Annotated in this window: 20 protein-coding genes and 6 pseudogenes; 7 read left to right on the top strand and 19 right to left on the bottom strand. The window is 67.7% G+C overall.

The genetic code is table 11. The features are described from left to right. The 7 genes and pseudogenes from AD428_RS13140 to AD428_RS13110 form a co-directional block, all read right to left on the bottom strand. Window positions 1–368 (bottom strand): annotated as a pseudogene (locus tag AD428_RS13140) (oxidoreductase); the annotation flags it as partial. A 75-nt stretch (window positions 369–443) separates the two neighbouring features. Continuing rightward, on the bottom strand, window positions 444–1,214 hold the full coding sequence (gene ehuA, locus AD428_RS13135) for an ectoine/hydroxyectoine ABC transporter ATP-binding protein EhuA (protein ID WP_053245471.1): 771 nt from the start codon (window positions 1,212–1,214) through the stop codon (window positions 444–446). Continuing rightward, on the bottom strand, window positions 1,211–1,882 hold the full coding sequence (ehuD, locus tag AD428_RS13130) for an ectoine/hydroxyectoine ABC transporter permease subunit EhuD (RefSeq protein ID WP_053245470.1): 672 nt from the start codon (window positions 1,880–1,882) through the stop codon (window positions 1,211–1,213). The genes ehuA and ehuD overlap by 4 nt, the downstream gene beginning before the upstream one ends. Continuing rightward, window positions 1,879–2,532, bottom strand: coding sequence for an ectoine/hydroxyectoine ABC transporter permease subunit EhuC (gene ehuC / locus AD428_RS13125; protein ID WP_053245469.1), 654 nt, complete (start codon window positions 2,530–2,532; stop codon window positions 1,879–1,881). The genes ehuD and ehuC overlap by 4 nt, the downstream gene beginning before the upstream one ends. A 16-nt stretch (window positions 2,533–2,548) precedes the next feature. Beyond that, window positions 2,549–3,472 carry an ectoine/hydroxyectoine ABC transporter substrate-binding protein EhuB gene (gene ehuB / locus AD428_RS13120; RefSeq protein ID WP_053245468.1) on the bottom strand — a complete coding sequence of 308 codons (924 nt, stop codon included), beginning with the start codon at window positions 3,470–3,472 and terminating at the stop codon, window positions 2,549–2,551. 163 nt (window positions 3,473–3,635) lie between these two features. After that, a complete protein-coding gene (locus AD428_RS13115; RefSeq protein ID WP_053245467.1) occupies window positions 3,636–4,787 on the bottom strand; it encodes an ABC transporter substrate-binding protein in 1,152 nt (383 codons plus the stop codon). A gap of 46 nt (window positions 4,788–4,833) precedes the next feature. After that, window positions 4,834–5,781 (bottom strand): ornithine cyclodeaminase family protein, encoded by a 948-nt coding sequence (locus AD428_RS13110; RefSeq protein ID WP_053245466.1) that lies wholly within the window; start codon window positions 5,779–5,781, stop codon window positions 4,834–4,836. A 219-nt stretch (window positions 5,782–6,000) separates the two neighbouring features. Between AD428_RS13110 and AD428_RS13105 the strand changes: the two genes are divergently transcribed. Both AD428_RS13105 and AD428_RS13100 read left to right on the top strand, forming a co-directional pair. Next, the gene (locus tag AD428_RS13105; RefSeq protein WP_053245465.1) at window positions 6,001–6,426 is read left to right on the top strand and encodes an OsmC family protein; all 426 of its coding nucleotides are present in this window, start codon (window positions 6,001–6,003) and stop codon (window positions 6,424–6,426) included. A gap of 121 nt (window positions 6,427–6,547) precedes the next feature. Continuing rightward, window positions 6,548–7,834, top strand: a complete 1,287-nt coding sequence (locus AD428_RS13100) for an Nramp family divalent metal transporter (protein WP_053245464.1) — start codon at window positions 6,548–6,550, stop codon at window positions 7,832–7,834. Between the two features lie 57 nt (window positions 7,835–7,891). Here AD428_RS13100 and AD428_RS13095 read toward each other — a convergent pair whose 3' ends face one another. Then, window positions 7,892–8,113 (bottom strand): hypothetical protein, encoded by a 222-nt coding sequence (locus AD428_RS13095; protein ID WP_053245463.1) that lies wholly within the window; start codon window positions 8,111–8,113, stop codon window positions 7,892–7,894. Between the two features lie 214 nt (window positions 8,114–8,327). Here AD428_RS13095 and AD428_RS13090 point away from each other — a divergent pair, with 214 nt between their 5' ends. Beyond that, window positions 8,328–9,224: a LysR family transcriptional regulator gene (locus tag AD428_RS13090; protein ID WP_053245462.1), complete on the top strand. Its 897-nt coding sequence runs from the start codon at window positions 8,328–8,330 to the stop codon at window positions 9,222–9,224. A gap of 19 nt (window positions 9,225–9,243) precedes the next feature. Here the strand turns inward: AD428_RS13090 and AD428_RS13085 are convergent, their stop codons facing one another. The 5 genes and pseudogenes from AD428_RS13085 to AD428_RS13065 form a co-directional block, all read right to left on the bottom strand. After that, window positions 9,244–10,116 carry an alpha/beta fold hydrolase gene (locus AD428_RS13085; protein WP_053245461.1) on the bottom strand — a complete coding sequence of 291 codons (873 nt, stop codon included), beginning with the start codon at window positions 10,114–10,116 and terminating at the stop codon, window positions 9,244–9,246. Continuing rightward, window positions 10,113–10,493, bottom strand: coding sequence for a hypothetical protein (locus AD428_RS13080; RefSeq protein WP_053245472.1), 381 nt, complete (start codon window positions 10,491–10,493; stop codon window positions 10,113–10,115). The genes AD428_RS13085 and AD428_RS13080 overlap by 4 nt, the downstream gene beginning before the upstream one ends. A 5-nt stretch (window positions 10,494–10,498) precedes the next feature. Continuing rightward, the gene (locus AD428_RS13075) at window positions 10,499–11,293 is read right to left on the bottom strand and encodes an N-acyl homoserine lactonase family protein (RefSeq protein WP_053245460.1); all 795 of its coding nucleotides are present in this window, start codon (window positions 11,291–11,293) and stop codon (window positions 10,499–10,501) included. Then, on the bottom strand, window positions 11,290–12,495 hold the full coding sequence (locus AD428_RS13070; RefSeq protein WP_053245459.1) for an ABC transporter substrate-binding protein: 1,206 nt from the start codon (window positions 12,493–12,495) through the stop codon (window positions 11,290–11,292). The genes AD428_RS13075 and AD428_RS13070 overlap by 4 nt, the downstream gene beginning before the upstream one ends. Window positions 12,496–12,549: 54 nt before the next feature. Then, window positions 12,550–13,818: pseudogene (locus AD428_RS13065) on the bottom strand (NAD-dependent succinate-semialdehyde dehydrogenase); the annotation flags it as partial. Window positions 13,819–14,014: 196 nt separating this feature from the next. On the opposite strand from AD428_RS13065, the pseudogene AD428_RS24985 reads away from it, so the two are divergent. Continuing rightward, window positions 14,015–14,434, top strand: a pseudogene (locus AD428_RS24985) (sugar phosphate isomerase/epimerase family protein); the annotation flags it as partial. On the opposite strand, the gene AD428_RS13060 reads toward AD428_RS24985, so the two are convergent. After that, window positions 14,421–15,710 carry an MmgE/PrpD family protein gene (locus AD428_RS13060; protein ID WP_082308389.1) on the bottom strand — a complete coding sequence of 430 codons (1,290 nt, stop codon included), beginning with the start codon at window positions 15,708–15,710 and terminating at the stop codon, window positions 14,421–14,423. The pseudogene AD428_RS24985 and the gene AD428_RS13060 overlap by 14 nt on opposite strands. 255 nt (window positions 15,711–15,965) lie before the next feature. On the opposite strand from AD428_RS13060, the gene AD428_RS13055 reads away from it, so the two are divergent. Both AD428_RS13055 and AD428_RS13050 read left to right on the top strand, forming a co-directional pair. Continuing rightward, entirely contained in the window at window positions 15,966–16,850 is an 885-nt protein-coding gene (locus AD428_RS13055; protein WP_053245458.1) for an NAD(P)-dependent oxidoreductase, read from the top strand. A gap of 49 nt (window positions 16,851–16,899) precedes the next feature. After that, window positions 16,900–17,547: pseudogene (locus AD428_RS13050) on the top strand (tripartite tricarboxylate transporter substrate binding protein); the annotation flags it as partial. 62 nt (window positions 17,548–17,609) lie between these two features. Here the strand turns inward: AD428_RS13050 and glcE are convergent. The 5 genes and pseudogenes from glcE to tldD all read right to left on the bottom strand — a co-directional run. Next, window positions 17,610–18,197 (bottom strand): annotated as a pseudogene (gene glcE, locus AD428_RS24980) (glycolate oxidase subunit GlcE); the annotation flags it as partial. A gap of 12 nt (window positions 18,198–18,209) precedes the next feature. After that, window positions 18,210–19,709, bottom strand: a complete 1,500-nt coding sequence (locus tag AD428_RS13045) for an FAD-linked oxidase C-terminal domain-containing protein (RefSeq protein WP_053245457.1) — start codon at window positions 19,707–19,709, stop codon at window positions 18,210–18,212. A 280-nt stretch (window positions 19,710–19,989) separates the two neighbouring features. Continuing rightward, complete coding sequence (locus AD428_RS13040) at window positions 19,990–21,399, bottom strand: FAD-binding oxidoreductase (RefSeq protein WP_053245456.1); 1,410 nt, start codon at window positions 21,397–21,399, stop codon at window positions 19,990–19,992. 75 nt (window positions 21,400–21,474) lie between these two features. Beyond that, entirely contained in the window at window positions 21,475–22,548 is a 1,074-nt protein-coding gene (gene aroG / locus AD428_RS13035; RefSeq protein ID WP_053245455.1) for a 3-deoxy-7-phosphoheptulonate synthase AroG, read from the bottom strand. Between the two features lie 326 nt (window positions 22,549–22,874). Then, entirely contained in the window at window positions 22,875–24,335 is a 1,461-nt protein-coding gene (gene tldD / locus AD428_RS13030; RefSeq protein WP_053245454.1) for a metalloprotease TldD, read from the bottom strand. Window positions 24,336–24,968: 633 nt separating this feature from the next. Between tldD and AD428_RS13025 the strand changes: the two are divergent. Further along, window positions 24,969–25,191: pseudogene (locus AD428_RS13025) on the top strand (H-NS family nucleoid-associated regulatory protein); the annotation flags it as partial.

Genomic DNA, 25,191 nt, shown 5'->3' with positions numbered 1-25,191 from the left:
CTGGGCGGCACGAGCTGGCCGCCGTTCCAGGGCGCGTTGCTGGATGCCTTGCGCCCCGCATGAGCGAGCTGGATGCCCAGCCGGACAGGCGAATAGCGGCGCACGGCCCGGACGACGCGGCCCAGGGCGGCTTCGGTTTCGTCAGACCACAGGCCCAGGTCGCCCGGCGAAATGCGGCCCTCCGGCTCGACGGCGGTGGCCTCGGTGAACAGCAACCCGGCGCCCGACAGCGCCAGGTGCCCCAGATGGATCATGTGCCAGTCGGTGGCGCAGCCCTCCTCGGCCGAGTATTCGCACATGGGCGCAATGACGATGCGGTTGGCGAGCGCGAGCTTGCCGATCGCGGCCGGACTGAACAACAGACTCATGAGGTGGCCTCGGTACGGTGAACGTGAACGGATGAATGGCCAAGCATAACCCGCCGCCCGCGCGGCGGCGCGGGCCTACTGGCCCTCGATCACCGAGTCCAGGAACTGCCGGGTGCGCTCTTCGCGCGGCTGGCCGAAGAGCGCGGCGGAGTCCGCGTCTTCGACGATATTGCCCTGGTCGAAAAACAGCGTGCGGTCGGAGCTGCGCTCGGCAAATTTCATCTGGTGGGTCACGATGATCATGGTCATGCTGCGCCGGGCCGAAAGGTCGCGCATGATCTGCAGGATGCCGCCCACCAATTCGGGGTCCAGGGCCGACGTCACTTCGTCGAACAGCATGATCTCCGGCCGCATGGCCAGGGCCCGCGCGATGCCCACGCGCTGCTTCTGCCCGCCCGACAGCTGCGCCGGGTACACGTCGAGCTTGTCGCCCAGGCCCACCATGTCCAGGTACTGGGCGGCGCGCTCGCGCGCCGCGTCGCGAGAAAGGCCCTGCACGCGCATCGGCGCCTCCATCACATTGCCCAGCGCCGTCATGTGCGGGAACAGGTTGAAGTGCTGAAACACCATGCCGATCTTGCCCCGCACCTGGCGCACGTGGGCCGAATTCGGCCCGGCTGGACGGCCCTTCGCGTCGGTCCACATGGGCACGCCGTCTATTTCGATCTCGCCGCTGGTGGGGCGCTCCAGCGTCATCAGGACCCGCAGCAGGGTGGACTTGCCCGAACCCGACGGCCCGATCACGGACACGGTCTGGCCCGCCGGGATGTCCAGGTCTATGCCCTTGAGCACCTCCAGCTCGCCGTAGCGCTTGTACAGGTTCCGGATCTTGATCGCGGCGCTCATCGCTTTCCTCCATATCGTTGCAGCCTGGCCTCCAGCCTGCGCACCCCCCACGCCGCGATCAGGCTGAGCACGAGAAAAAGCGCGCCCACCAGCGTCAGGGGCTCGGTGTAGCGGAACGTGGCCGAGCCTATCATCTTGCTCTGCTGCAGCAGCTCGAGCACGGTAATGGCCGACAGCAGCGGCGTGTCCTTGAACATGGCCACCAGGTAATTGCCCAGCGCCGGCACCACCGGCGGGATGGCCTGGGGCAGCACAATGCGGGCCGCCGTGTCCCAGCGCGACAGGTTAAGCGCGGTGGCGGCCTCCAGCTGCCCCCTGGGCACGCTCTCGATGCCCGCGCGGTAGACCTCGGCGCAATAGGCCGCGTAGTGCACGCCCAGCGCCAGCACGCCGGTGGCCAGCGGCGACATCCGCACGCCCGTCAGAGGCAGCACGTAGAACAGGAAATACATCTGCACCAGCAGCGGCGTGCTGCGCACGAACTCGATGAAGAACGCCGCCGGCAGCGACACGATCGCCAGACGCGCGCGGCGCAGCAGCGCGAGCGCCAGGCCCAGCGTGACCGCCACCAGCATGCCCAGCACCGTGGCCTGCACCGTGACGACCAGCGCCGCGCCCAGCGTGGGCAGGATCTCCAGCGCGAAAGACCAATCGAAAACAGGATTCATCGCACCCGCACCCTTCGCTCCAGCAGGCGCACGCACGCCGTGATCAACAGGGCCACCAAGAAATACAAGAACAGGATCAGCGTGAAAATCTCGGTGGTGCGCAGGGTTTCGCTGCGCAGCAGCTGCCCGCGGAACGTGAGGTCGGTAATGGTGATGAGCGACACCAGCGCGGTGTTCTTGAGCAGTTCGATCAGCAGATTGCCGGCCGGCGGCAGCATGGCCGGAATGGCCTGCGGCAACACCACGCGCCGCATGATCTGCCCGCGCGTGAGATTCAGCGCGATGCCCGCCTCGCGCTGGCCGGGCGGCACCGCGCGGATCGCGCCGCGCACGACCTCGGCGCCATAGGCGCCCGCATTGAGCGCGAGCACCACGATGCCCACCAGCATGGCCGGAAGCTGCATGCCGAACAGCGGAAGCACGAAGTAGAACCAGAAAAGCTGCACCAGCGCCGAAGTGCCGCGGAACACTTCCACGTATACCGCGGCGATCCAGCGCAGGGGCGCGATGGGGGACAGCCGTCCGATGCCGGCGGCCACGGCCAGCGGCACGGCCAGGGCCGCCGCCCCCGCCATGATGCGCAGGGTCACGCCCAGCCCTTGCAGCAGCGGCGGCAGCAGCTCGGCGAGATGCTCCGGTACGAGCGACATGGACGCCCCTTCTTCTTTATTGCTGCTGGCCGCAAAGTTTGGCGGCGGTCATGCCCTGGGGCATCTCCTGGTCGGTAAAGCCGAACGGCGCCACGAGCTTCTTGTGCTCCTCGGTGCCCACGAACTTGGCCAGTTCCGCGTTGAACGCGTCGGCAAACGCCTTGTCTTCGGTGCGGAAGGCGTAGGCGCCGTAGCCGCGCACGCTCTTGCCGTCGATCACCGGGTCGGTGAAGGGCCGGGCCTTCTCCAGGCCGCTGCTTTGGTCGGTCTTGTTGAGCAGGTCGTTCACCGTGAGCGCCGTGGCGGCGTAGGCGTCGGCGCGGCCGGCCTGCACCCCGGACAGCGCGCTCACCGCGTCCGGAAACACCGCCACCTGAGCAGGCGGCACGTTGAGCTTGGAAGCGTATTCCGACTCGATGGCGCCCACCACCACGCCCAGCTTGGCATCGGGATTCTTGGCGATGTCTTCATAGCTGTGCAGGTTCTTGGGATTGCCCTGCTTCACCAGGAAGGCCTGGCCCACGCCGTAGGTGGGATTGGAAAACACGACCTGCTGGCAGCGCTCGGGCGTGACGTACATGCCCGCCGCGATAATGTCGAACCGCTTGGCCTGCAGGCCGGGAATGAGCGAGCCGAACTCGGTCAGCACGCCCTCGACCTCGTTGATGCCCATGCGCTTGAGGATCACCCGCGCGATTTCCACGGATTCGCCCGTCACCTTGCCTTGCTTACTGTCCATATAGGCAAAGGGCGCCTCGTTGGCATAGCCGATGCGGATCTTGCCCGCCGCGCGCGCGGCTTCCAGGGTGCCGGCCGCCGCGGCGGGCTCCTTGGCGGTCGGCGCCGGCTTGGAATCGGAATCGGAGCCCGAATCCGAGCAGGCGGCAAGCAGGCCCAGGCTGACGGCGGCAAGCAGTCGTTTGGTCTGGAGCAAAGTCATGGCGTTTTCTCCCTGATGTATTTATCGAAAAAGGCTTCGCCAAAAATAATACGCGAATAAATCATTTCTACACTAATCAATAGCACAAGAAAAAGCAGGCCGCAGCCTGCCCAAAGCCCCTGCTCCCCTCGGTCCGTGAGAGCAGGTTACGAAGCGTAGGCGCTTATTTCGCGTAGGAGAACCGCCCGTCCTTCACCACCCCCATGACGCGCGCGCGCTCGTCGAAACCCTGGTGGTCGGTCTTGGAGATATTGAGCACGCCGTTGGGCACGATCAGGCCGCGCGTCGATTCCAGGGCATCGCGCAGGGCGGCGCGGAATTCGGGCGTGCCTGGCCGGGCGCCGGTCTTGAGCGCGCGCGCGACGGCCGAATCGAGCAACATCCAGGCGCCGTAGGCGTCGCCGGCGAACTGCGTCAGGGTATGGGCGCCGTACTGCTTTTCGTACTTGTCGGCAAAGGCCACGGCAACCGGCTTGACGGGGTTGTCGTCGGGCAGCTCGCGCGCCACCACGCCCGGGCCGGTGGGGAACAGCGTGCCCTCCACGTCCTTGCCGCCCACCTGGAGGAATTCCAGCGTGCCGATGCCGTGCGTCTGGTAAATGGCGCCGGTATAACCGCGTTCGAGCAGCGTTTTCTGGGGCAGTGCGGCCGGGGTGCCCGAGCCGGCGATGAGAACGGCGTCGGGCCGGGCGGCGATGACTTTCAGCGCCTGGCCCACCACCGAGGCGTCGGTGCGCTGGAAGCGCTCCTGGGCGACGACCTCGAGGTCCCGGCCGGCGGCGGCGGTGAATTCCTTCCACCAACTGTCGCCGTACGAATCCGCGAAGCCGATGAAGCCCACGGTCTTGTAGCCCTTTTTCTTCATGTCCTGCACCAGAGCCGAGGCCATGAGGGAGTCGTTCTGCGGCATCTTGAACGCCCAGGCGCGCTTGGGATCGGACTGCGGCTCGACGATGACGCTGGAGGCCGCCAGCGCCACCATGGGGGTGCCGGTTTCGGCCAGCACGTCCAGCGCGGCCAGCGCCGCCGCCGTGATGTTGGGGCCGACGATGGCGTCGACCTTGTCTTCGGACGTGAGCTTGCGCATGTTCTTCACGGCGCGGCTGACGTCGGTGCCGTCGTCCAGCACCACGTAGCGCGCCGGCTCGCCGCCCAGCGTGTCGGGCCACAGGCGGATGGCGTTGTTGGTCTGGATGCCGATGGCGGCGGCCGGCCCGGTAGTGGAGACGTCCACGCCGATGACGATTTCGGCCCGGGCAAGCAAGGGAATGGCCAGCGCGGCGGCGCAGGCGAGGCGAAGGGTAAGACGCGGCATGACGGCTCTTGAAGACAGTGAAAACATTGGCGCTATTGTGCCTGACTCAGTACGGCCCCTTTCCGGTCACGGCCTCGTAAACCAGCGCGGCCAGCGTCAGGTCTTCGAGCGCGCTGCCCACCGCCTTGAACACCGTGACGGCCTGCGGCCCCGAGCGCCCCGGCGCCTTGCCCGCCACCAGGCCGGCCAGCGTGCCGCGCAGCTCGGCGGGCGTCAGCACGCCGGCGTCGAACGCCGCCAGCAGGTCGCCCGCCTTGGCCGGCGCTTCGTCCGTGTCCACATAGACTTCCGTGCCGTCGAAGCAGGCCGTGTCCGTCTCGCGCATTTCGGGCTTGAAGCTGCCGATCAGGTCCAGGTGCGCGCCGGGCTTGAGCCAGGCGCCATGCACCAGCGGCTCGGTCGACAGGGTGGCGCAACTGACGATGTCCGCCTCCCGCACCGCCGCTTCCAGGTCGTCCACGCTCTCCGCGTCGAAGCCCTGCGCGCGCAGCGAGGCGGCCAGGTTGTCCGCCCCCGCCGGGCGCACGTTCCAGACGCGCACCCGGTGTATGGGACGCACGCAGCGCATGGCGGGAGCCACTAGGCTGGCCACGCGGCCCGACCCCAGGATGAGCAGCTCGCCCGCGTCGGGACGGGCCAGATAGGAAGCGCCCAGCGCCGCCGCTCCAGCGGTGCGGAACGCGGTGATCACGTCGCCGTCCACCTGGGCCAGCGGCACGCCCGTGCGCGCGCTGTACAGGTTGTAGGTGGCGTGCAGGCCCGGCAGCGACTGGCGCGTATTCTCGGGGAAGATGTTGATGACCTTCACCCCGAAATATCCCCGCTCGTTCCAGGCCGGCATGATGAGCGAGGTGCCGTGCGCGCCCCCGGACTCGATGGCATGCACGTGGCGCGGGGGAACCGTCGCCCCCTGGCGGAAGGCATCCCGCAGCGCCGCGATCACGGCCTCGAAATGCAGCGCGTGCCGCGTCTGCACGGTATCGATCACTACCATCTGTATCCCCGGTTGCGTTGTCTGGCCAGCTTCCCAGTGTGCAGGCGCGCGCACAGGCTGGCAAGCGCGGCCCGCGCCGCCGTTACATCGGCTTGCGGATGCGCGCGCCGCGCCGTTTGCCGCTCGCCGGGCGCACCGTATCATGGGTCGAGCCGCGCCCTGTGCGGCGCGCTTTTTCTCAATGGCCGCCTCCGACGCGGCCGCTACAGGGAGACGAGCATGAAGAAAACCGCCACCGCCGCCTGGTCCGGCGACCTGAAGACCGGCAAGGGCACGCTATCCACGCAGAGCGGCGCGCTCAAGGACCAGCCCTATGGTTTCAATACCCGATTCGAAGACGTGCCAGGCACCAACCCCGAAGAACTGCTGGGCGCGGCCCATGCGGGCTGCTTCACCATGGCCCTTTCCAACATCCTGGCCGAGTCCGGCATGGTCGCGCAACGCCTGGACACCCGGGCCGAAGTCACGCTGGACAAGCAGGACGGCGGCTTCGCCATCACCGCCGTGCATCTTTCCGTGGAAGCCGTGATCCCCGGCGCGAGCGCGCAGGCCTTCGAAGACGCCGCGCGCAAGGCCGAAAAGGGCTGCCCGGTTTCCAAAGCGCTCAACGCCAGGATCACCATGGACGCCAAGCTGAAGTCTTGATGGCGCGCGGGCGGCGGCGCAGGGCGGGCCGATTGGGCCCGCCTATGGCCGCCCTGCCCAAAATCAATTTGACGCGGCCCCGGCACCTCAAGAAAATGAGAACCATTCTCAGGAGTGCCGTATGACGGGTCTGATTCTCGCGATCTCGGGCGGCCGGGCCGCCCGGCACAATGTCCAACTTTCCGCCAGCCTGCGGCGCATGGTGGGCTCGGGCATGCTTGTCGCCGTCGGCTACATCGACCCGGGCAACTGGGCCACCGACATCGCCGGCGGCAGCGGCTACGGCTACGGGCTGCTCATGGTGGTCTTCGCCTCGGCCTTCCTGGCGCTCGGCTTCCAGGTGCTGGTGTCGCGCCTGGCCCTGGCCACCGGCGAAGACCTGGCCACCCTCACCGCCCGCCATCTTTCCCCGCGCGTGGCCAAAGCCGCCTGGCTGGCCGGCGAGGCCGCCATTCTCGCCACGGCGCTGGCCGAACTGATCGGCGGCGCTATCGCGCTGCGCCTGCTCTTCGGCCTGCCCTTGCTCGCCGGCGTGGCCGTCACGGGGGTGGGAACCTTCGTGGTGCTGGCCCTGGCCCGCGGCAACGCCGACCGGCACGAGCGCGTCATCGCCGCGCTGCTGGCGGTGGTGGCCATGTCTTTCGTCTTCCTGCTCTTCGAGGCCAATCCGTCCTGGACCGCGATGGCCGGGGGCGTCGCGCAGACCGGACGGGCGCTGCGCGACCCCGAGGGCTTCATGATCGCGCTGGGCATCCTGGGCGCGACGCTCATGCCGCACAACCTCTACCTGCATTCCGGCTCGCTGGCGCAGCGCGCCCGCCAATTGCCGCCGCAGGCGCGCGGCATGGCCATGCGGGTGGCCCGCAACGACACCATGGTGTCGCTCGGCGTGGCTATGCTGATCAACTCGGCCATCATGATCGTGGCGGCGGCCTCGCTGTCGGGCGCCGGCCTGGCGGTGTCCAGCCTGGATGCGGCCCATGCGGTCATCGGTCAGACGCTGGGCTTGGGCGCGGCCCTGGTCTTCGCGGTGGCGCTGTACGCCGCCGGCCAGAGTTCGACCATCACCGGCGTGCTGGCCGGACGCATTCTTTCGCGCGGATTCCAGGTCCGGCAGGGCTGGAGCGACCGCCGCCGCGCCCTGTTCACGCGCCTGGTCGCGGGCGCGGCGGCCGTGGGGCTGCTCATTCATTCCGGCGGCCAGGATCCGGACGGCCTGCTGGTGCTGAGCCAGGTGATCCTCAGCCTGGCCCTGCCCTTCGCCCTGGTGCCGCTGGTGCTGCTGGCGCGGCGCGCCAGCCTGATGGGCCGCCATGCGCTGCGCGGCGGATGGGCCGCCGCCGCCATCGCGGCCACCGCCGCGATCATCCTGCTGGACGGCTATCTGGTGTGGGATGCGCTGGCGTAGTCCGCACAGGCGGCCGCTCGCGGGCCGGCGCGCTCCAGGCCGCCCGCGCACGGCGGGTCAGTGGTAGGCGGAAATCACGGGATGCTGCCTGCGGCCCGCGTCCATATCGTGCAGCACTTCGCCGATCGCCCCGCCAAAACGCGCCAGGCGCACCTTGAGCCGCCGCCAGCCGCGGCGGCTGAACGGGCCGGACAGGCTCTCCGCCTTGACGGCCTCGCGGATCAGGGACTGCTCGAGCGAGTCCGACAGGCGGGCATTCTTCAATGCGGTGTTGCTCATGATTCTCTCCTTGAGAAAGCGCGAGGGGTGATCGCAGTTTCATCGTAGGCCTGAGTTTGCTGCATCGCAATAAGCGCCGCAGCACGCCGGAAAAAACCGTTGCGCGACAAACACATAACGATCCATAGCGGTGCTCGCGCACCGAATTTCGCACTAGGATTGTGCACCGCAACACATCCGCTTCGGACCGGGCGCTCGGGTATAGTGTGCCGCTATGAAAAAGCTCGATATACCCGCGCTCGAGATTTTCGTGGCGGCGGTGGAGGAGAAAAGCCTGTCCAAGGCGGCGGAAAGGGAAAACCTGGTCACCTCCGCCGCGAGCAAGCGGGTGGCGGAGCTGGAGCGCCAGCTCGACCGGGTCCTGCTCCTGCGCCACGGACGGGGCGTGGAGCCCACGCAGGCGGGCGTGCTGCTGTACCAGCGGGCCAAGGCCATCCTGCGCAGCGTGCAACTGACCGAACAGGCCGTGCAGCGCTTTTCGGCCAACGGCCAGGCCAAGGTGAAGCTGGCGGCCAATCCCTCCACCATCCTGCAGTTCCTGCCCGCCGTCATGGGGCGCTTCCTGGCCGGACGCAGCGACGTAAGCGTGGATCTCCTGGACCGGCACAGCTACGACATTCCGCGGCTGGTCGCAGAGGGCACCGTGGACATCGGCATCTACCATGCGGACTATCCCATGCCCGGCGTGGAGTCCTATCCGTTCCGCCGCGACCGCGTCGGACTGGTGGTGCCGCTGGGCCATCCCCTGGCCGGGCGCGGCGAGCTTTTCCTCGAAGAGGCGCTGGACTATGAGCTGTTGGGGTACTTTCCCCGGCATTCGCTGGACCAGTTCCTGGCCTACGCGGGCACGAGCCTGTCGCGCCCGCCCAATGTGAAACTGCAGGTGTCGAACTTCGAAACGCGCTGCCGCATGATCCGCGAGGGCGTGGGCATCGGCATCGTGCCGGAAGCGATCGCGCGCAATTACCTGCACGCCATGGGGCTGGCGCTGCTGCGCCTGCGCGACGGCTGGGCCGAGCGCCAGTTCTTCGTGTGCGTGCGGTCGCCGCGCGACCTGGGCGGCGCCGCGCACGAACTGCTGCAGGCCCTGCGCGCGCCCGAAACAGCCTGAGCCGCGCCGGGCGGCGCGTTCAATCCAGGCGCGCGGCGCGACCGGCGGCCGCCTCCTCGAGCACCGGCCGCAGATAGCGCAGAAAGCGGTCCGGATCCTCGCTCATCGGAAAGTGCCCCATGCCCTCCATGATCTGCCAGCGCGCCCCGGCGATACGCTCGCCCAGATGCGCCGTATCTTCGGGCGTGCATGAATAGTCGTACTCGCCCGTAAGCAGCCAGAGCGGGCAGCGGCGGGTGTCGATGGCCGCCGCCTTCTCGCGGATGTCGCCGTCCGCGGTATAGAAATGCAGGTCGCCCTGGAACACGCCCGGGCCGCTCTGCATATAGTGCCACAGCGTTTCCCAGCGGTGGACCTCGGGGCTGCCCGGCCCGATCAGCCCCGACACGATGCCGGCGCAAACCTCGCCGCCGTGCACATCGGGCCGGTTCAGCCACTCCAGGTCGTAATAAGGGTCCACGTGCGCGCCGGACTGCAGGCCGATCGCCCCGCCGAAACGGTCCGGATGCGACAGGGCCAGATGCAGCACCATGCGCCCGCCGATGGAGCAGCCCATGACCAGCGGCCGCGCCAGCGCCAGCGCGTCGGCCACCGCCAGCACGGCCGCCTCGTAGCCCTGGGTGGTGAGCCGGTAGCGACACTGGTGCCAGCCCGCCGGCGGCGACGACTTGCCGTGCCACGGCAGGTCGAAGGCAATGACCTGGAAGCGTTCCAGAATGCCGGCGTCATTCTGCAGCGCCCGGTACTGCCGTGTATCGGCCCCCGCCGTGTGCAGGCAGAGCAGCGGCACGCCCTGCCCCGCCGTCTCAACGTAGACGCGGTGCGGCTCGCCTGCGATGTTCAGGCGCAGATAGCGGCCCACGGCCGGTTCGAAGTCGATGTCGGGTTTCATTGCGCTCCCTCTTTCCGTGCGCATTCGAGCACTTCCTTGAAATAAAGCAGGTTGCACATCAGCGGATACAGGTCGCCTTCGGCGCGCAGCCGGCGGAACTTGATCAGCGCCATGATGTCGTGAAAACCCGGCTCGGGCCGGGGCTGCAGAAAGCGCTCCCATACTCCGCGTTCGGCCCGCAGCGCGAACCGCCAGCGCGGCATGACGAACGGTCCGCCGCGCACGCTTTCGATGCGGCCGCGGCGCATCCCGATGAGCCAGGCCGCATCGCCCGCTTCGAGCAGGAAATCCGTATCCAGGTGCCGGCCGCGCCACGTCAGGCGTTCGCGGCAATTGACGCGGTCGGCGAAATCGCGCGGCAGCAGGTCTTGAAACATCACAGTCATTCTCCTTGCGGGTCGAAGTCCAGCCGGTAGATGCCCGGCGCGGCCTCGGGGTAGCGCCGGGCCACCTCCGGGTCGTGGCCCGGCACGATATGGTCTTCGGTCGAGGCCATGGCGCGCAGGCGTTCGTAGCCATGCAGCATGTCGCCCAGGTTGTAGATGGCCGGAAACGGATTGTCGTCGGCCAGATTGCGCCGATAGTGCAGCGCATCGGAAGCCAGCACCACCCAGCCGCGCGCGGTGTGCACGCGCACGATCTGCAGGCCGGGCGTATGCCCGCCGATGCGATGAAGCTCCACGCCGGGCGCAAGCGCTGCGCTGCCGTCATGGAAGCGCACCCGTTCGGCATAGACCTGGCGCACCAGGGCCGCCACGTCGTCCGCTGAGAAAAAATGGCGCAGCGGCGCAAAACACATGCAACGGCCGGTCGCGTAGGCCATCTCGGCCTCCTGCACGTGGATGGTCGCGCGGTCGAACAGATCCAGGTTGCCGGCATGGTCGTAGTGCAGGTGGGTCAGCACCACGTCGCCAATGTCCCCGGCCCCCAGTCCCAGCGCCGCCAGTGCGTCGCACGGCGTCAGCAGGAACCGCCGGTTTCTCGCACGCGCCGACGCAGCGCTGAAACCCGTATCGACGACGATGTTGCGGCCGTGGCCGCGCAGCAGCCAGAAATAGAAGTCCAGCGCCATCGGCCCGTCGTGCAAGTCGTTGCGCGCCAGAAAGTTGTCCAGGCTACGGCGCTGCGTTGTCGCATAGCGGACCGCGTAGGCCTCGTATTCGGGCAGCGCGCTCATGAGCCGCCCTTGGCCAGCTTGCACTGGCTTTCCGCAAGCGGCACAAAGGCCTGGTCGCCGGGAATGGTCTTGACGATGCGGTAGTAATCCCAAGGCCCCTTGGACTCCTCCGGGGTCTTGACCTGCACGACATACGTGTCATGAATCAGCTTGCCGTCGGCGCGCAATCGCGCGTTGCGGGCGAAGGCGTCGTGGATCTTCATGCTGCGCAAGGCGTTCATGACCGCTTCCACATCGTCCGAACCGGCCTTTTCCACCGCGCGCAGATAGCTGAGCACCGCGGAATACTGGCCGGCCTGCAGCGCCGTGGGCATCTTGCCCGACGCCTGCCGGAAACGGCGGGCGAACGCCCGCGTCTCGTCGTCCATGTCCCAGTAGAAGGTTTCGGCGAACGTCATGCCCTGCGCCGCCTCCAGGCCTACGCCATGCACGTCGGCAATGCTCATCAGCATCGCGACCAGGCGCTGCCGGTCCGCCAGGCCGAACTCGCGCGCCTGCTTGATCTCGTTCTGCAGGTCCGCGCCCGCGCTGGCGAAGGCCACGGCGTCGGCGCCGCTGGCCTGCGCCGACAGCAGGAAGGACGCAAAGTCATTGCCGGGAAACGGATAGCGCGCCGAGCCCAGCACCGTGCCGCCGCCCTGTTTCACGAACCGCGCGCCGTCGGCCTCCAGCGAATGCCCGAACGCGTAATCGGCGGTAACGAAATACCACTTGCGCGCGCCGCTCTCGACCAACGGCAGCGTGCCCACCTTGGCCAGCGCATAGGTGTCGTACACCCACTGCACGTTCGTGGGCGCGCAATCCTCGCCGGTGATGCGCATGGCGCCCGCTCCCGTCACCATGGTCATCCGGCGCTTCTCGCGCGCGATGTTCATCACTGCCAGTGCCACGGCGCTGTTGCCCAGCTCCGTAATGACGTCGACCTTCTCGCGGTCCATCCATTCGCGTGCCCGGCCCGCCGCCACGTCTGTCTTGTTCAGATGGTCCGCGGACAGCATCTCCACCGGCTTGCCCAGGACGTTGCCTCCCACGTCTTCGATGGCCAGCCGCGTGGCGAGCACCGAACCCGGCCCGACATTGCCCGAGTAGGCGCCGGATAGATCGGTGAGCACGCCGATGCGCACCACATCGTCGGAAATCCCCGCCGCCTGGACAGGGCCGGTCGCGGCCAGGACCAGGACGAACACTGCGCTGTGCTTCATGTTTGTCTCCTATGGGGAGCGCCCCGCGCTTGTTGCCGCGCGGTGGCGCGGGCGTCAGCTCGCGCGCTGACTGACGTATTTGGTCTGCATGAATTCCTGCAGCCCTTCGATGCCGCCCTCCCGGCCCAGGCCGCTGTCCTTGTACCCGCCAAACGGCGTCTCGGGCATCGAAGCCTGGCAATGATTGACGCAGACCACGCCGCTCTGTATGCCATCGGCGGCCTGCTGCGCACGCGCGAGATCGTGCGTGAAGACGTAGGCCGCCAGGCCGAACGGCAGGCGGTTGGCCAGCGCCAGCCCGTCTTCCATGCCATCGAACGGATGCAGCAGGGCCAGCGGGCCGAAAGGCTCGACGTTGGCGGCCAGGCTTTCAGTTCCCGCGCCGCGCAGCACCGTGGGCAGCCAGAACCAGCCCGGCAGGCCGGGCGCATCGCCGCCGGCCAGCACTTGCGCACCCTGCGCGCGGGCATCGGCCACCATGTTGCGCATGGCTTCCAGCCGGCGCGGATTCGCCAGCGGCCCCATCTGCACGCCCGCCTCCAGCCCGTTTCCCACGCGCAGCCGTGCCGCGCCGGCAGCGAACGCTTCCGCGAAGCGCTCGAATAGCGCACGCTGCACGTAGATGCGCGTGGGCGAGGTGCAGACCTGGCCGCTATTGCGGAACTTGGCCGCCACCAGCGCGGCGGCGGCGCTCTCGGCATCGGCGTCGTCGAACACCAGCACCGGCGCATGTCCGCCCAGTTCCAGCGTGGCGCGCTTGAGGCCCCGCGCCGCCATCGTCGCCACCTCGCGGCCGATGGCGGTGGAGCCGGTGAAGGTCACCATGCGGATGTGCGGCGATTCGATCAGCTGGCGCGAAATGGCGCCCGGATCGCCGAACACCATGTTGAGCACGCCCGCGGGCAGGCCCGCGTCCTGCAGGGCCCGGGTGATCTCCAGGGCCACCGCCGGCGTTTCCTCCGAAGGCTTGATGACAATGCTGCACCCTGCCGCCAGGGCGCCTGAGATCTTGCGCGAAGGCGTGATAGCCGGCGCATTCCAGCCCGAAAACGCGGCCACCGGCCCGATGGGTTCCGGCATCGCCATCTGGCGCATGCCAGCGGCGCGCGCGGGAATCAGGCGCCCGTAGGCGCGCCGCGCTTCCTCCGCGCCCCACTCGAACATCTCGGCCGCGGTGACGACTTCTTTTTCCGATTCGGCCAGGGGCTTGCCCAGCTCGCGCGTGATGAGCCAGGCCAGCTGCGCGATGCGCTCGCGCATGAGATCCGCGGCCCGGCGCAGTATCGCCGCGCGCTCCAGCGCGGGCGTGGCGCGCCACCGTCCNTCAATTATTCGGAGGTTCGGGGCGTTATCAATATGGTGTCCGCGAAACCGTCCAGGCAATCAGAGCCTATGCGCAATCCGAGCCGCTTACGAGAAGCGCTGATTCGGGAGTGAAATCTTGAGGTTGGCTATTTCAAATATCGCCTGGGATACCACCGAGGACAAAGCTATAGCGGCCTTGCTTCGGCGCCATAATGTGGACGCGATTGATATCGCTCCAGGCAAATATTTCCCCGAGCCGGGCAAGGCAACTGACAAGGACATTGTCCGTGTCAGAGCCTGGTGGCTTGAGCGTGGCATCGAAATCACGGGCATGCAGGCTTTGCTGTTCGGCACAACGGGTTTGAACGTCTTTGGCCCGCAAGATTCGCGAGATGCGATGCTCGAGCATCTTGCCGGAGTATGTCGCATTGGCGCGGGCCTGGGAGCAAACCGAATCGTCTTTGGCTCGCCAAAGAACAGGGATCGTTCTGGTTTGACCGATCAGGAGACCATGGATATGGCGGTCGCGCTCTTCGGGCGTCTTGGAGACATCGCCAAATCTTATGGTGTCTTGATTTGCCTTGAGCCCAACCCCCCTTGCTACGGTGCCAATTTCATGACTACCAGTCGTGAAACGGCGGAGGTGGTTCGGCAGGTCGGTCATCCGTCCATAAAAATGCAGCTGGATACAGGCCCTGGTCGGACAGCGGCGCTTCGGGATCGCCCTTGCGGTAAGGGGCATAGTGTGAAACCTTGCTCCCGTCGCGCGTGGCCACGCGCACGCGGGCGGCGCGCTGCCCGGGAAAGCGCGCGCTCAGCTCGGGATCGGCATGCAGCGCCACGCGCCGCATCAGGCCGAGCACCGTTTCGTCCGCGCGGCGCCGTTCGCCGAAAGCGTCCAGGCGCACCGAGCCGTGAACCAGCGCGTGGCTCAGCACGTAAGGCAGGCTGAACTTCGCTTCGAATGCTGTGGCCGGCGCGAAGTTGCCCGTCACGTCCAGCGCGATCTGGTACGTGTCCACGTCGATGGCCCGGACCGCCTCCGGCCGCAGCCCCTGCGCGCGCAGCGCCAGCACCGCATCGATGGCGGCGAAGGTGTGCCCGCAACAGCCGTGGTTCTTCTGGGTGATGCGGGCGATGTTGTAGCGCTCTCCCAGCGCCTCGGTGGCCAGGCGCCAGTCGGGATCGCGCGCCAGCGCGGCGCCGAAGCCCACTTCGCCTTCCAGGATGTCCGCCACGCCGGTCAGCCCGTGCGCCGCGCCCAGTCCCGCCCGCACACCCACTTCGGCGGCATGGCCGGCATGCAACGCCTTGCTCATGGCGTCGGAGCGGAAGGCCTGCTGCAGGCCGCTGGCCAGGGTGCCGGCCGTGGCCAGCGCGTGCAGCATGGCTTGCGGCATCGCCCGGCGCGCCAGGGCGGCGGCCGCCGCCGCCGCGCCGAAACCGCCCACCGTGCCCGTGGTGTGGAAATAGCGGTAATGGGACGGCTGCACCGCGGCGCCGATGCGCGTCGATATCTCGTAGCCCGCGACGATGGCGTTCAGCAACGCCCGGCCGCTGGCCGCGCGGTCTTCCGCCACGGCCAGCGCGGCGGCGATGGTCGGGCATCCGGGGTGATAGACCGCGTCGCGGTAAATGTCGTCGAACTCCACCGCGTGCGACACGCTGCCGTTGATCCAGGCCGCTGTGGGCGCGAAAGCCGTGGTGCCGCAGCCCGGCAGGCTGCTGGCGCCGTGTCCCAGCTCGTCGCCGTGCGCGCCCAGCAATTGCAGGCAGGGCGCGGTGCGGGTGCCGGGGTAGAGGGCCGCCAGCCAGTCCAGGAACGCCCGCTTGGCGTGGTGCAGCACGTCCTCGGAAAGGCGCGCGGCGCTTTCGCGTGCGCCATAGTCGGCCAGTGTGTGCAGCAGCATGTCGTCTCCGTTCGTTCTGCCTTCTTGCGGTTGCCGCGTGCGGGCGCGGCGCGCCGCCGTCGAATGCAGACCACTGTATCGACGCTCGCGCCGCGCAGGCTTGAAAAAAAGGAAACGCACCTTTCTTCGGTCGAGGGGGGCGCGAAACGAGAACGTAGCGTTGCCAAATTTTCAAACCTGGGAAGCCGGCGGCTGCCTAAGCTTGCTGGCAGTACCCGAACTGGCTATACCCCGCAAAGAACCAAGGAGGACGACATGAGCGGCAACAACGATACGCTGGGCTTTATCGGGCTGGGCGTCATGGGCGAACCGATGTGCGCCAACCTGGTCCGCAAGTCGGGACGGCCCGTCCACGTGCACGACTTGGCGGCCGAGCCGATGGCCCGCCTGGCGGCGCTGGGCGCGCACCACTGCGGGTCGGCGGCGGAAGTGGCGCGGACCGCGGACATTGTTTTCCTGTCGCTGCCCAGCATCGTGCAGGTGGAGCAGGTCTGCGCCGCGTTGGCGGAGGCCGGCGGCAAGGTGCGCACCGTGGTGGACATGAGCACCAGCGACGTGGCGCGCACGCGTAAGCTGGCCGAGCAGCTGCGCGCTCATGGCATTCTGCTCATCGACGCACCCGTCGCGCGCATGCGCGAGGCGGCGCGCCAGGGCACGCTCATGATCACGGTGGGGGCGACGCCCGAGCAGTACCAGGCCGTGCTGCCTTACCTGTCCTGCATGGGCAGCGACGTGGTGCTGTGCGGCGGCACCGGCTGCGGGCAGGTGGTCAAGATCATGAACAACATGGTGGTCTTGATGACGGTGCACGCGCTCGCGGAGGCGGTGACGATCGGCAGGAGGGCGGGCGTGGACGGCAAGCTGCTCATGGATGCGCTGAGCCTGGGATCGGCCGACAGCTTCGCGCTGCGCAATCCCGGCCAGAAGGCGCTGGCCGCCGAGCAGTTTCCCGAGAGGACCTTTCCGACGGAATACGCCATCAAAGACATTCTGCTGGCGCTGGAACTCGCGCGCCAGGGCGAGGTGGACGCGCGCGCGGCCAGCCTGACGCACAGCCTGCTGGAGCAGACGCGCGCCGCCGGATACGTCAAGGAGTATTACCCGGTAATGGTCAGGCTCATCGAGCGCGGCTACGCCTGAGTCCGGCGCGCATGCGCCCGGTTTCCCGAAGAATCCCGGAGAGAAAATCATGCTGCTCTTCTTCAAGCGGCTGGCCGCCGGCGCGCTGGCGGCGGCCAGCGTCTGCGCGGGCGCGGCCGCGGCCTATCCCGACAAGCCCATCACGCTCATCATCGGCTTCACCGCCGGCGGCCCCACGGACTCGGTCGGACGCTACCTGGCCCGCCAGATGGAAGCCGAACTCGGCCAGGCCGTGGTGGTCGAGAACCGGCCCGGGGCCAACGGCGTGGTTGCCGTCCAGGCGGCCCGACGCGCGGCGGCCGACGGCTACACCCTCATGCTCGGCAGCAGCGGAACGCTGTCGGTCGAGCCGGTGTACAAGCGCCGCGTCGATTACCAGGTGCTCAAGGATTTCCAGCCGGTCGGGCTGGTGGCGAGCTACCCGTACCTGCTCGTCGTGCCCGCCGGTTCGCCTTTCCGGAGCGTGGCGGAACTGATCGCCGGTGCGCGCGCGCAGCCCGGCAAGCTCAGCTTTGCGTCGGCAGGCAGCGGGGCGGTCAATCACCTGGCCGGCGAGTGGTTCAGCCACGCAGCCGGGGCCGATATCACCCACGTGCCCTACAAAGGGGATTCCGCGGCCATTGCCGACCTGGCGGCCGGGCGGGTGGATATGGCGTTCCTGAGCGCCATCGCGGCACTGCCGCTGGTGCAGGCGGGCAAATTGCGCGCCCTGGCCATTGCCAGTGCCCGTCCTTCGCCGATTGCGCCGGACCTGMGCGCGAAGCTCGCCAGCGCGTGCGCCTGGCTGGCCGGCAGGCACAGCGTGAGTTCGTCCATGGGGCGCGGCGCTACCTTCAGCGACACTTCGAGGATCGCGCCGAAGATGCCGTGCGAGCCCGCCAGCAGACGCGACACGTCATAGCCCGCCACATTCTTCATGACTTCGCCGCCGAAGGTCAGCACCCGGCCTTCCGAGTCGAGCAGCTGCACGCCCAGGACGAAATCCTTCAAGGCGCCGGCGTGCATGCGGCGCGGCCCCGACAGGCCGGCGGCCACGCAGCCGCCGAGGGTGGCCGAGGGGCCGAAATGCGGCGGCTCGAAAGCCAGCATCTGCCCGTGCTCGGCCAGGGCCGCCTCCAGTTCGGCCAGCGGCGTTCCGGCGCGCGCCGTCACCACCAGTTCGGAGGGGTGGTAGCTCACGATGCCGCGATACGGCGTCATGTCGAGCAGGCAATGGCCGTCCTGCGGAGTGAGAGGACGATAGTTGCCATAGAAGGCCTTGCTGCCGCCGCCCGTCACGAACAGCGGCTTGTGCCCGGCGCGCGCCGTCATGACCTGGTCGCACAATTCCGACAGGACGAAATTCATGGGACGGCAGCCTCAGAAACGCGCGAGATCCGGGAATCTGAGTTCGCCCGCGTGCACGTGCATCTTGCCGTATTCGGCGCAGCGCGCCAGTGTGGGAATGACCTTTTCCGGATTCAGCAGGCAAGGCGGGTCGAAGGCCCGCTTCACCGCCATGAAGGCATCGAGTTCCTCTCGGGAAAATTGCACGCACATTTGATTGATCTTCTCCATTCCCACCCCGTGCTCTCCAGTCACGGTTCCTCCCACCTGCACGCACAGCTCGAGGATGGCGGCGCCGAACTTCTCGGCCCGCTCGACTTCGTCCGGCTTGTTCGAATCGAAGAGAATCAGCGGGTGCAGATTGCCGTCGCCCGCATGAAATACGTTGGCGCAGCGCAGCCCGAACTCGTCTTCCATCTGCTCGATGGCGCCCAGCACGCGCGCCAGATGGCGGCGCGGAATCGTGCCGTCCATACAGTAGTAGTCGGGCGAGACGCGCCCCGCGGCGGGGAAGGCGTTCTTGCGCCCGGCCCAGAACTTGAGGCGCTCGGCTTCCGAGGCGGATACCTGGCAGCGCGTGGCGCCCGCCGCGCGGAACACGGCCTCCATGCGCCCGATCTCGTGGGCCACTTCTTCAGGGGTGCCGTCGGACTCGCACAGCAGGATGGCCTGCGCCTCCAGGTCGTAGCCGGCGCGCACGAAAGGCTCCACCATGTGGGTGGCGCGCCGGTCCATCATTTCGAGGCCAGCCGGGATCATGCCGGCCGCGATCACCTGCGTTACCGCATTGCCCGCCGCCTCCACGCTCGAAAAGCTCGCCATCACGACCCGCGCGCAGACGGGCCGGGGCACGAGCTTGACGGTCACTTCGGTCACCACGCCCAGCATGCCTTCCGAGCCGATGAACACCGACAGCAGGTCCAGGCCGGGCGCATCGGGCGCCTCGGAGCCCAGTTCCACCACCTCTCCGTCTATGGTCACCATGCGCACGCGCAGCACGTTGTGCACGGTAAGGCCGTACTTCAGGCAATGCACGCCGCCCGAATTCTCGGCGACGTTGCCGCCGATGGAACAGGCGATCTGGCTGGACGGATCGGGCGCGTAGTAAAGGCCGTAGGGCGCGGCCGCTTCCGAGATGGCGAGATTGCGCACGCCCGGCTCCACCACGGCGGTGGCGCTGGCCAGGTCGATCTGCTTGATGCGGTTGAACTTGGACAGCCCCAGCAGCACACCCTGCGCGTGCGGCATGGCGCCGCCCGAAAGCCCGGTGCCCGCGCCCCGGGCCACGACCGGCGCGTTGAGCCGCTTGCAGACGCGCATGACGGCCTGCACCTGCTCCTCGGTTTCGGGCAGGGCGACCACCGCCGGCAACGTGCGGTAAAGGGACAGGCCATCGCACTCGTAAGGACGGGTGTCTTCTTCGCGGAACAGCACGCAATGCGCCGGCAGCACGGCCTGCAGGGCCTGCGCCAGCTGCTGCGGCGAATAAGGCGCCTGCGCTTGGGCAAGGCCGGTTTCGACCAGTGAATTCATGAGCGCAACAATAGCGCGAGCGGTCGGCCAGTGCAGGCCGGGATTTACCCGCACCCGCTGCGCCGCGGCAAACGCCGAGGCGCGCTTGAGGGCGCATTGGCGGGAGCGCGGGCCTGCCCGCTACGCCGCGCCGCGCAAGGCGAGACGGCGGCGGGCTTGTTGCGCGATTCGGACAATCGCGGCGGTGTCAAACCGATTGTGAAATGTGCAACCAAATCTGGCCGCAACGGCCGCGGCAGGCCGGGCAGCGAGGTTCCCCCGGCCCCGTGCGCCGCGCCGCTCACCAGGACACGATCTTGCCCGGGTTGAGGATGTTGTTGGGGTCGAAGGCATGCTTGAGGCTGCGCATCAGGTCGAGCGCGTCTTCGCCGTGCTCTTCGGCCATGAACTGCATCTTGTGCAGCCCCACGCCGTGCTCGCCCGTGCAGGTGCCGTCGGCGGCGATGGCGCGGCGCACCAGGTTGTGGTTGATGCGCTCGGACTCCTCCCACTCTTCCTTGCTGTCGGCGTCGAGCAGCATGAGCACATGGAAGTTGCCGTCGCCCACGTGCCCCACGATGGTGTAGGGGAAGCTCGCGCGGTCGAGCTCTTCGACGGTTTCGCGCACGCAGTCCGCCAGGCGCGAGATGGGCACGCAGACGTCGGTGGTGCTGGAACGGCATCCGGGCCGCAGCTGCAGGCCGGCGAAGTAGGCGTTGTGCCGGGCGGTCCAGAGCCGGCTGCGGTCTTCGGGCCGTTCGGCCCATTCGAAGTCCATGCCGCCGTGTTCGGCGGTAATGGCCTGCACGGTCTCGGCCTGCTCCTGCACGCCCGCCGGGCTGCCGTGGAACTCGAACACCAGCAGCGGCGTCTCGCGCAGCGTCAGCTTGCTGTGCTGGTTCACGGCCCGCACGCTGGCGGCGTCCATGAATTCCACGCGCGCCACCGGCACGCCCATCTGGATGATTTCGATCACGCTCTGGACCGCCGCGTCCAGCGTGGGGAAATTGCACACCGCGGCGGACACCGCCTCGGGCTGCGGATACAGCCGCACCGTCACTTCGGTGATGATGCCCAGCGTGCCCTCGCTGCCCACGAAAATGCGCGTGAGGTCGTAGCCCGCGGAAGACTTGCGGGCGCGGCCGGCGGTGCGCACGACGCGGCCATCCGCCGTCACCACGGTAAGCGACACCACGTTCTCGCGCATGGTGCCGTAGCGCACGGCATTGGTGCCGGAGGCGCGCGTGGCCGCCATGCCGCCCAGGCTGGCGTCGGCGCCCGGATCGATGGGGAAGAACAGGCCCGTGCTGCGGATTTCCTCGTTGAGCTGCTTGCGCGTCACGCCAGCCTGCACGGTGGCGGTGAGGTCTTCGGCGTTGACCGCGAGCACCCGGTTCATCTGGGACAGGTCGATGCTGATGCCGCCCTGGATGGCCAGGATGTGGCCTTCGAGCGACGAGCCCGCGCCATAGGGAATGATGGGCACCCGGTGCGCATTGCAGAGCTTCGCGATCTCGGCCACCTCTTCGGTGGACTGCGCGAAGACCACGGCATCGGGCAGCATGGCCGGGTACGGCGACTCATCGCGGCCGTGATGCTCGCGCACGGCGTGCGCCTCGGAGAAACGCTCTCCGAAACGCGCGCGCAAGGCGTCGAGACAAGCGGGGGGAATCGGACGGCGCAGGGATTCGGCAGGCGAGGGAGCGTTCATGATGTGCAGACTCGGGTTCGGGGAATCCAGGCATTCTACGCTTCCCGCCATGCTGCGCCGCAGCGGCTGCCTGCCCTATTTGCCGGAGGTCAGCGCCACGCGGCGGCGTTCGCGCACCGCGTGGGCCAGCCGCTCCAGCACGGCGACCGACGCGTCCCAGTCGATGCAGCCGTCGGTGATGCTCTGGCCGTAGACCAGCGGCGTGCCGGGCACCAGATCCTGGCGCCCGCCGAGCAGGTGGCTTTCGATCATCATGCCCACCAGCCGGGGGTCGCCCGCTTCCATCTGGCGCGCCACGTCCTCGACCACCAGCGGCTGGTTCTCGGGCTTCTTGCTGCTGTTGGCGTGGCTGGCGTCGATCATGACCCGCTGCGCCAGACCCGACTTGGCCATTTCCTGGCAGGCGGCCTCCACGCTGGCGGCGTCGTAGTTGGGCGTCTTGCCGCCGCGCAGGATGACGTGACAGTCTTCGTTGCCCGCGGTGGACACGATGGCCGAGTGCCCGCCTTTGGTCACCGACAGGAAGTGATGCGGCTGCGACGCCGCCTTGATGGCGTCCACGGCGATCTTCACATTGCCGTCCGTGCCGTTCTTGAACCCCACCGGGCAGGACAGCCCGGACGCCAGTTCGCGGTGCACCTGGCTCTCGGTGGTCCGCGCGCCGATGGCCCCCCACGAAACCAGGTCTGCGATGTACTGCGGCGTAATCATGTCCAGGAACTCGCACCCCGCCGGCAGCCCCATGGAATTGATGTCCAGCAGGAGCTCGCGCGCCACGCGCACGCCGCGGTTGATGTCGAAGCTGCCGTCCAGGCCGGGGTCGTTGATGAGGCCCTTCCAGCCGACCGTGGTGCGCGGTTTCTCGAAGTACACGCGCATCACGATTTCCAGGTCGGCGCCGAGCCGGTCGCGCACGGGCTTGAGCCGCTGCGCGTACTCGATGGCGGCGCGGGTGTCGTGGATCGAACACGGCCCGATCACGACGATCATGCGGTCGTCCATGCCGTGCAGGATGCGGTGCATGGCCTGCCGGGCGGCAAACACGGTTTCCGAAGCTTCGCGGGAGCAGGGGAATTCGCGCATGACGTGCGCGGGGGGATTCAGTTCTTTGATTTCACGGATGCGAAGGTCGTCGGTATTGTGTGACACGGTACAGCTCCTGGGTTGCCCGCCGCGGGAATCCTTTCCTTTACCGGCGGCACAAAAAAAGCCGCCAGTTCGCTGGCGGCTTTTTTGGGGGGATTCTTTCCAAACTTCAGATTGAGCGCGTCCCTTCCTCCGCCAGCGGCTTCAGAAAACCATAAAAGTAAAAGTAAAAAGCGGGGGACGCGAATTTCATGGGGAAAAACTCTAGCACAAAAAAACGGGCCGTCACGCCCGTTTTTTTCCGCCGGACCGCCCCGAGGCGGAAAGCGCTTCCTTTTGGGAAGCGCGAACCGCGCTCGGCGGCGGAGAACCGGAGGCGGCGGCGCGGCTCAGGCGGTGCCGCCCACCGTGAGCCCTTCCATGCGCACGGTAGGCATGCCCACGCCCACCGGCACGCTCTGCCCGTCCTTGCCGCAGGTGCCCACGCCCGAATCGAGCTGCAGGTCGTTGCCGATAAGGCTGACGCGGTTCATGGCGTCGGGGCCGTTGCCGATCAGGGTGGCGCCCTTCACGGGATAGGTGACCTTGCCGTTTTCGATCATGTAGGCTTCGGACGCCGAGAACACGAACTTCCCGCTCGTGATGTCGACCTGGCCGCCGCCGAAATTGACGGCATAGAGCCCGCGCTTGACCGAGGAGACGATCTCCTCGGGCGGGGTCTCGCCCGCGAGCATGTAGGTGTTGGTCATGCGCGGCATGGGCAGGTGGGCGAACGACTCGCGCCGGCCGTTGCCGGTGGCCGAGGTCTTCATGAGGCGGGCGTTGAGCGTGTCCTGCATGTAGCCGCGCAGAATGCCGTCTTCGATGAGCACGTTGCGCTGGGTGGCGTTGCCTTCATCGTCGATGTTCAGCGAGCCCCGGCGGTCGGGCAAGGTGCCGTCGTCCACCACGGTGACGCCCTTGGACGCCACGCGCTGGCCGATGCGCCCCGAAAACACGCTGGAGCCCTTGCGGTTGAAGTCGCCCTCGAGCCCGTGGCCCACGGCCTCGTGCAGCAGGATGCCGGGCCAGCCCGATCCCAGCACCACTGTCATTTCGCCCGCGGGCGCCGGCCGCGCCTCCAGGTTGACCAGCGCCTCGTGCACGGCGCGCTCCACGTAGCCTTGCAGCACTTCGTCGGAAAAGTACGACAGTCCCAGGCGGCCGCCGCCGCCGGCATGGCCCATCTCGCGCCGGCCGTTGCGTTCGGCGATGACGGTGAGCGACAGCCGCACCAACGGCCGCACGTCCGCCGCCAGCCGGCCGTCGCTGCCGGCGACCAGCACCACGTCGTATTCCGCGCCCAGGCCGGCCATGACCTGGATGACGTGCGGATCGCGGGCGCGCGCCATGCGCTCCACCCGTTCCAGCAACGCCACCTTTTCGGGAGCGGTCAGGGTCGCGACCGGGTCGATGTCCGCGTAGAGGCTGCGCCCCGCTTCCGGCTCGACGTGCGCGGCCACCTTGACCTTGCCCGCGCCGCGCCGGGCGATGCCGCGCACCGCGTGGGCGGAAGACAGCAGCGCCTCGGGCGACAGCGAATCGGAATAGGCGAAGGCGGTTTTCTCGCCGCTGACGGCGCGCACGCCCACGCCCTGGCTGATCGAGAAGCTGCCCGTCTTGACGATGCCCTCTTCCAGGCTCCAGCCTTCGCTGCGTGTGTACTGGAAATAGAGGTCCGCGTAGTCGACCTTGTGCGTGAATATCTCGCCCAGCGCGCGCGCCATGTCGGCCTCGGTCAGCCCCCAGGGGTCGAGCAGCAGCGATTTGGCGGTAGCCAGGGAAGCGATGGCGGGATCGGTGATTTTCATGGATGGTTTCGGATGCCCGGCTGCGCGCCGGAAAATGAATTGCAGGACGCTATCGTAACGCCGACCGGGGCCGGCCGTCGCGGACCGGAGCGCAACGAGGCGCAACGGCGCGCCGCCACGCGCCGTCGGGCGCCGCCGTTCGCCCGGGGCCGCGGCCGCCGCCGCGGCCGCGTCAGATTTCCCGGGCGCGGCGCCCGGATTAATGGAACGGATATTGACGCAGCCCTTTGGCCGCACGGGCCGCCAAACAGGCTTGCCAAATAGCAGCTTATATGCCGCCTGTCACGGCGACGCTCTCAACAGATAAGAACGAATACAAGAAATCGTGGCCTTCGGAACGCGCCGGGATAAAAAAGCCGCGTCCGCCGCGCGCATCCATAAAACCTACTGGCGGGTAACAAAATAAACCCCGATGCATCGAGGATGCGTCATCCCATATTTGGGGAAATCCTTCCCAATAGTTGCACAACCAGGGAGTTTTCCCCGGGAATCCTCGCGAACCTCGGTGCATTTGATACAAAGTAATTGGTCCGACTTATGCGTGCGGCGCCCATAATTTCTGTATTATTCGGGGCACAACAATTAAACAAGACTCTGCCGGCGATAAAGCAGTTCCATAATCAGGAATAAACCATGGCCCGAGAATCCTACGCAGCTCTGCAAGCAAAGATCGAAAAGGAAATCACCAAGCTCCAGAAGAAGGCGGAAGCCCTTCAAAACAAGCGGCGCAAGCCGGTCATCACCTCCATCGTCAATTCCATGCGCGAATATGACATTACCCCGGAGGAGATCGCCGCCGCCTTCGGCGCGGCCAAGCCGGCCCGCACCGCTTCGCGCCGCAAGGCGGGAGGCGCCG

Source organism: Achromobacter sp. DMS1 (genome assembly GCF_001270295.1).
Note: the sequence above shows the minus strand (reverse complement) of the source record. Positions and strands in the feature narration are given on the sequence as shown.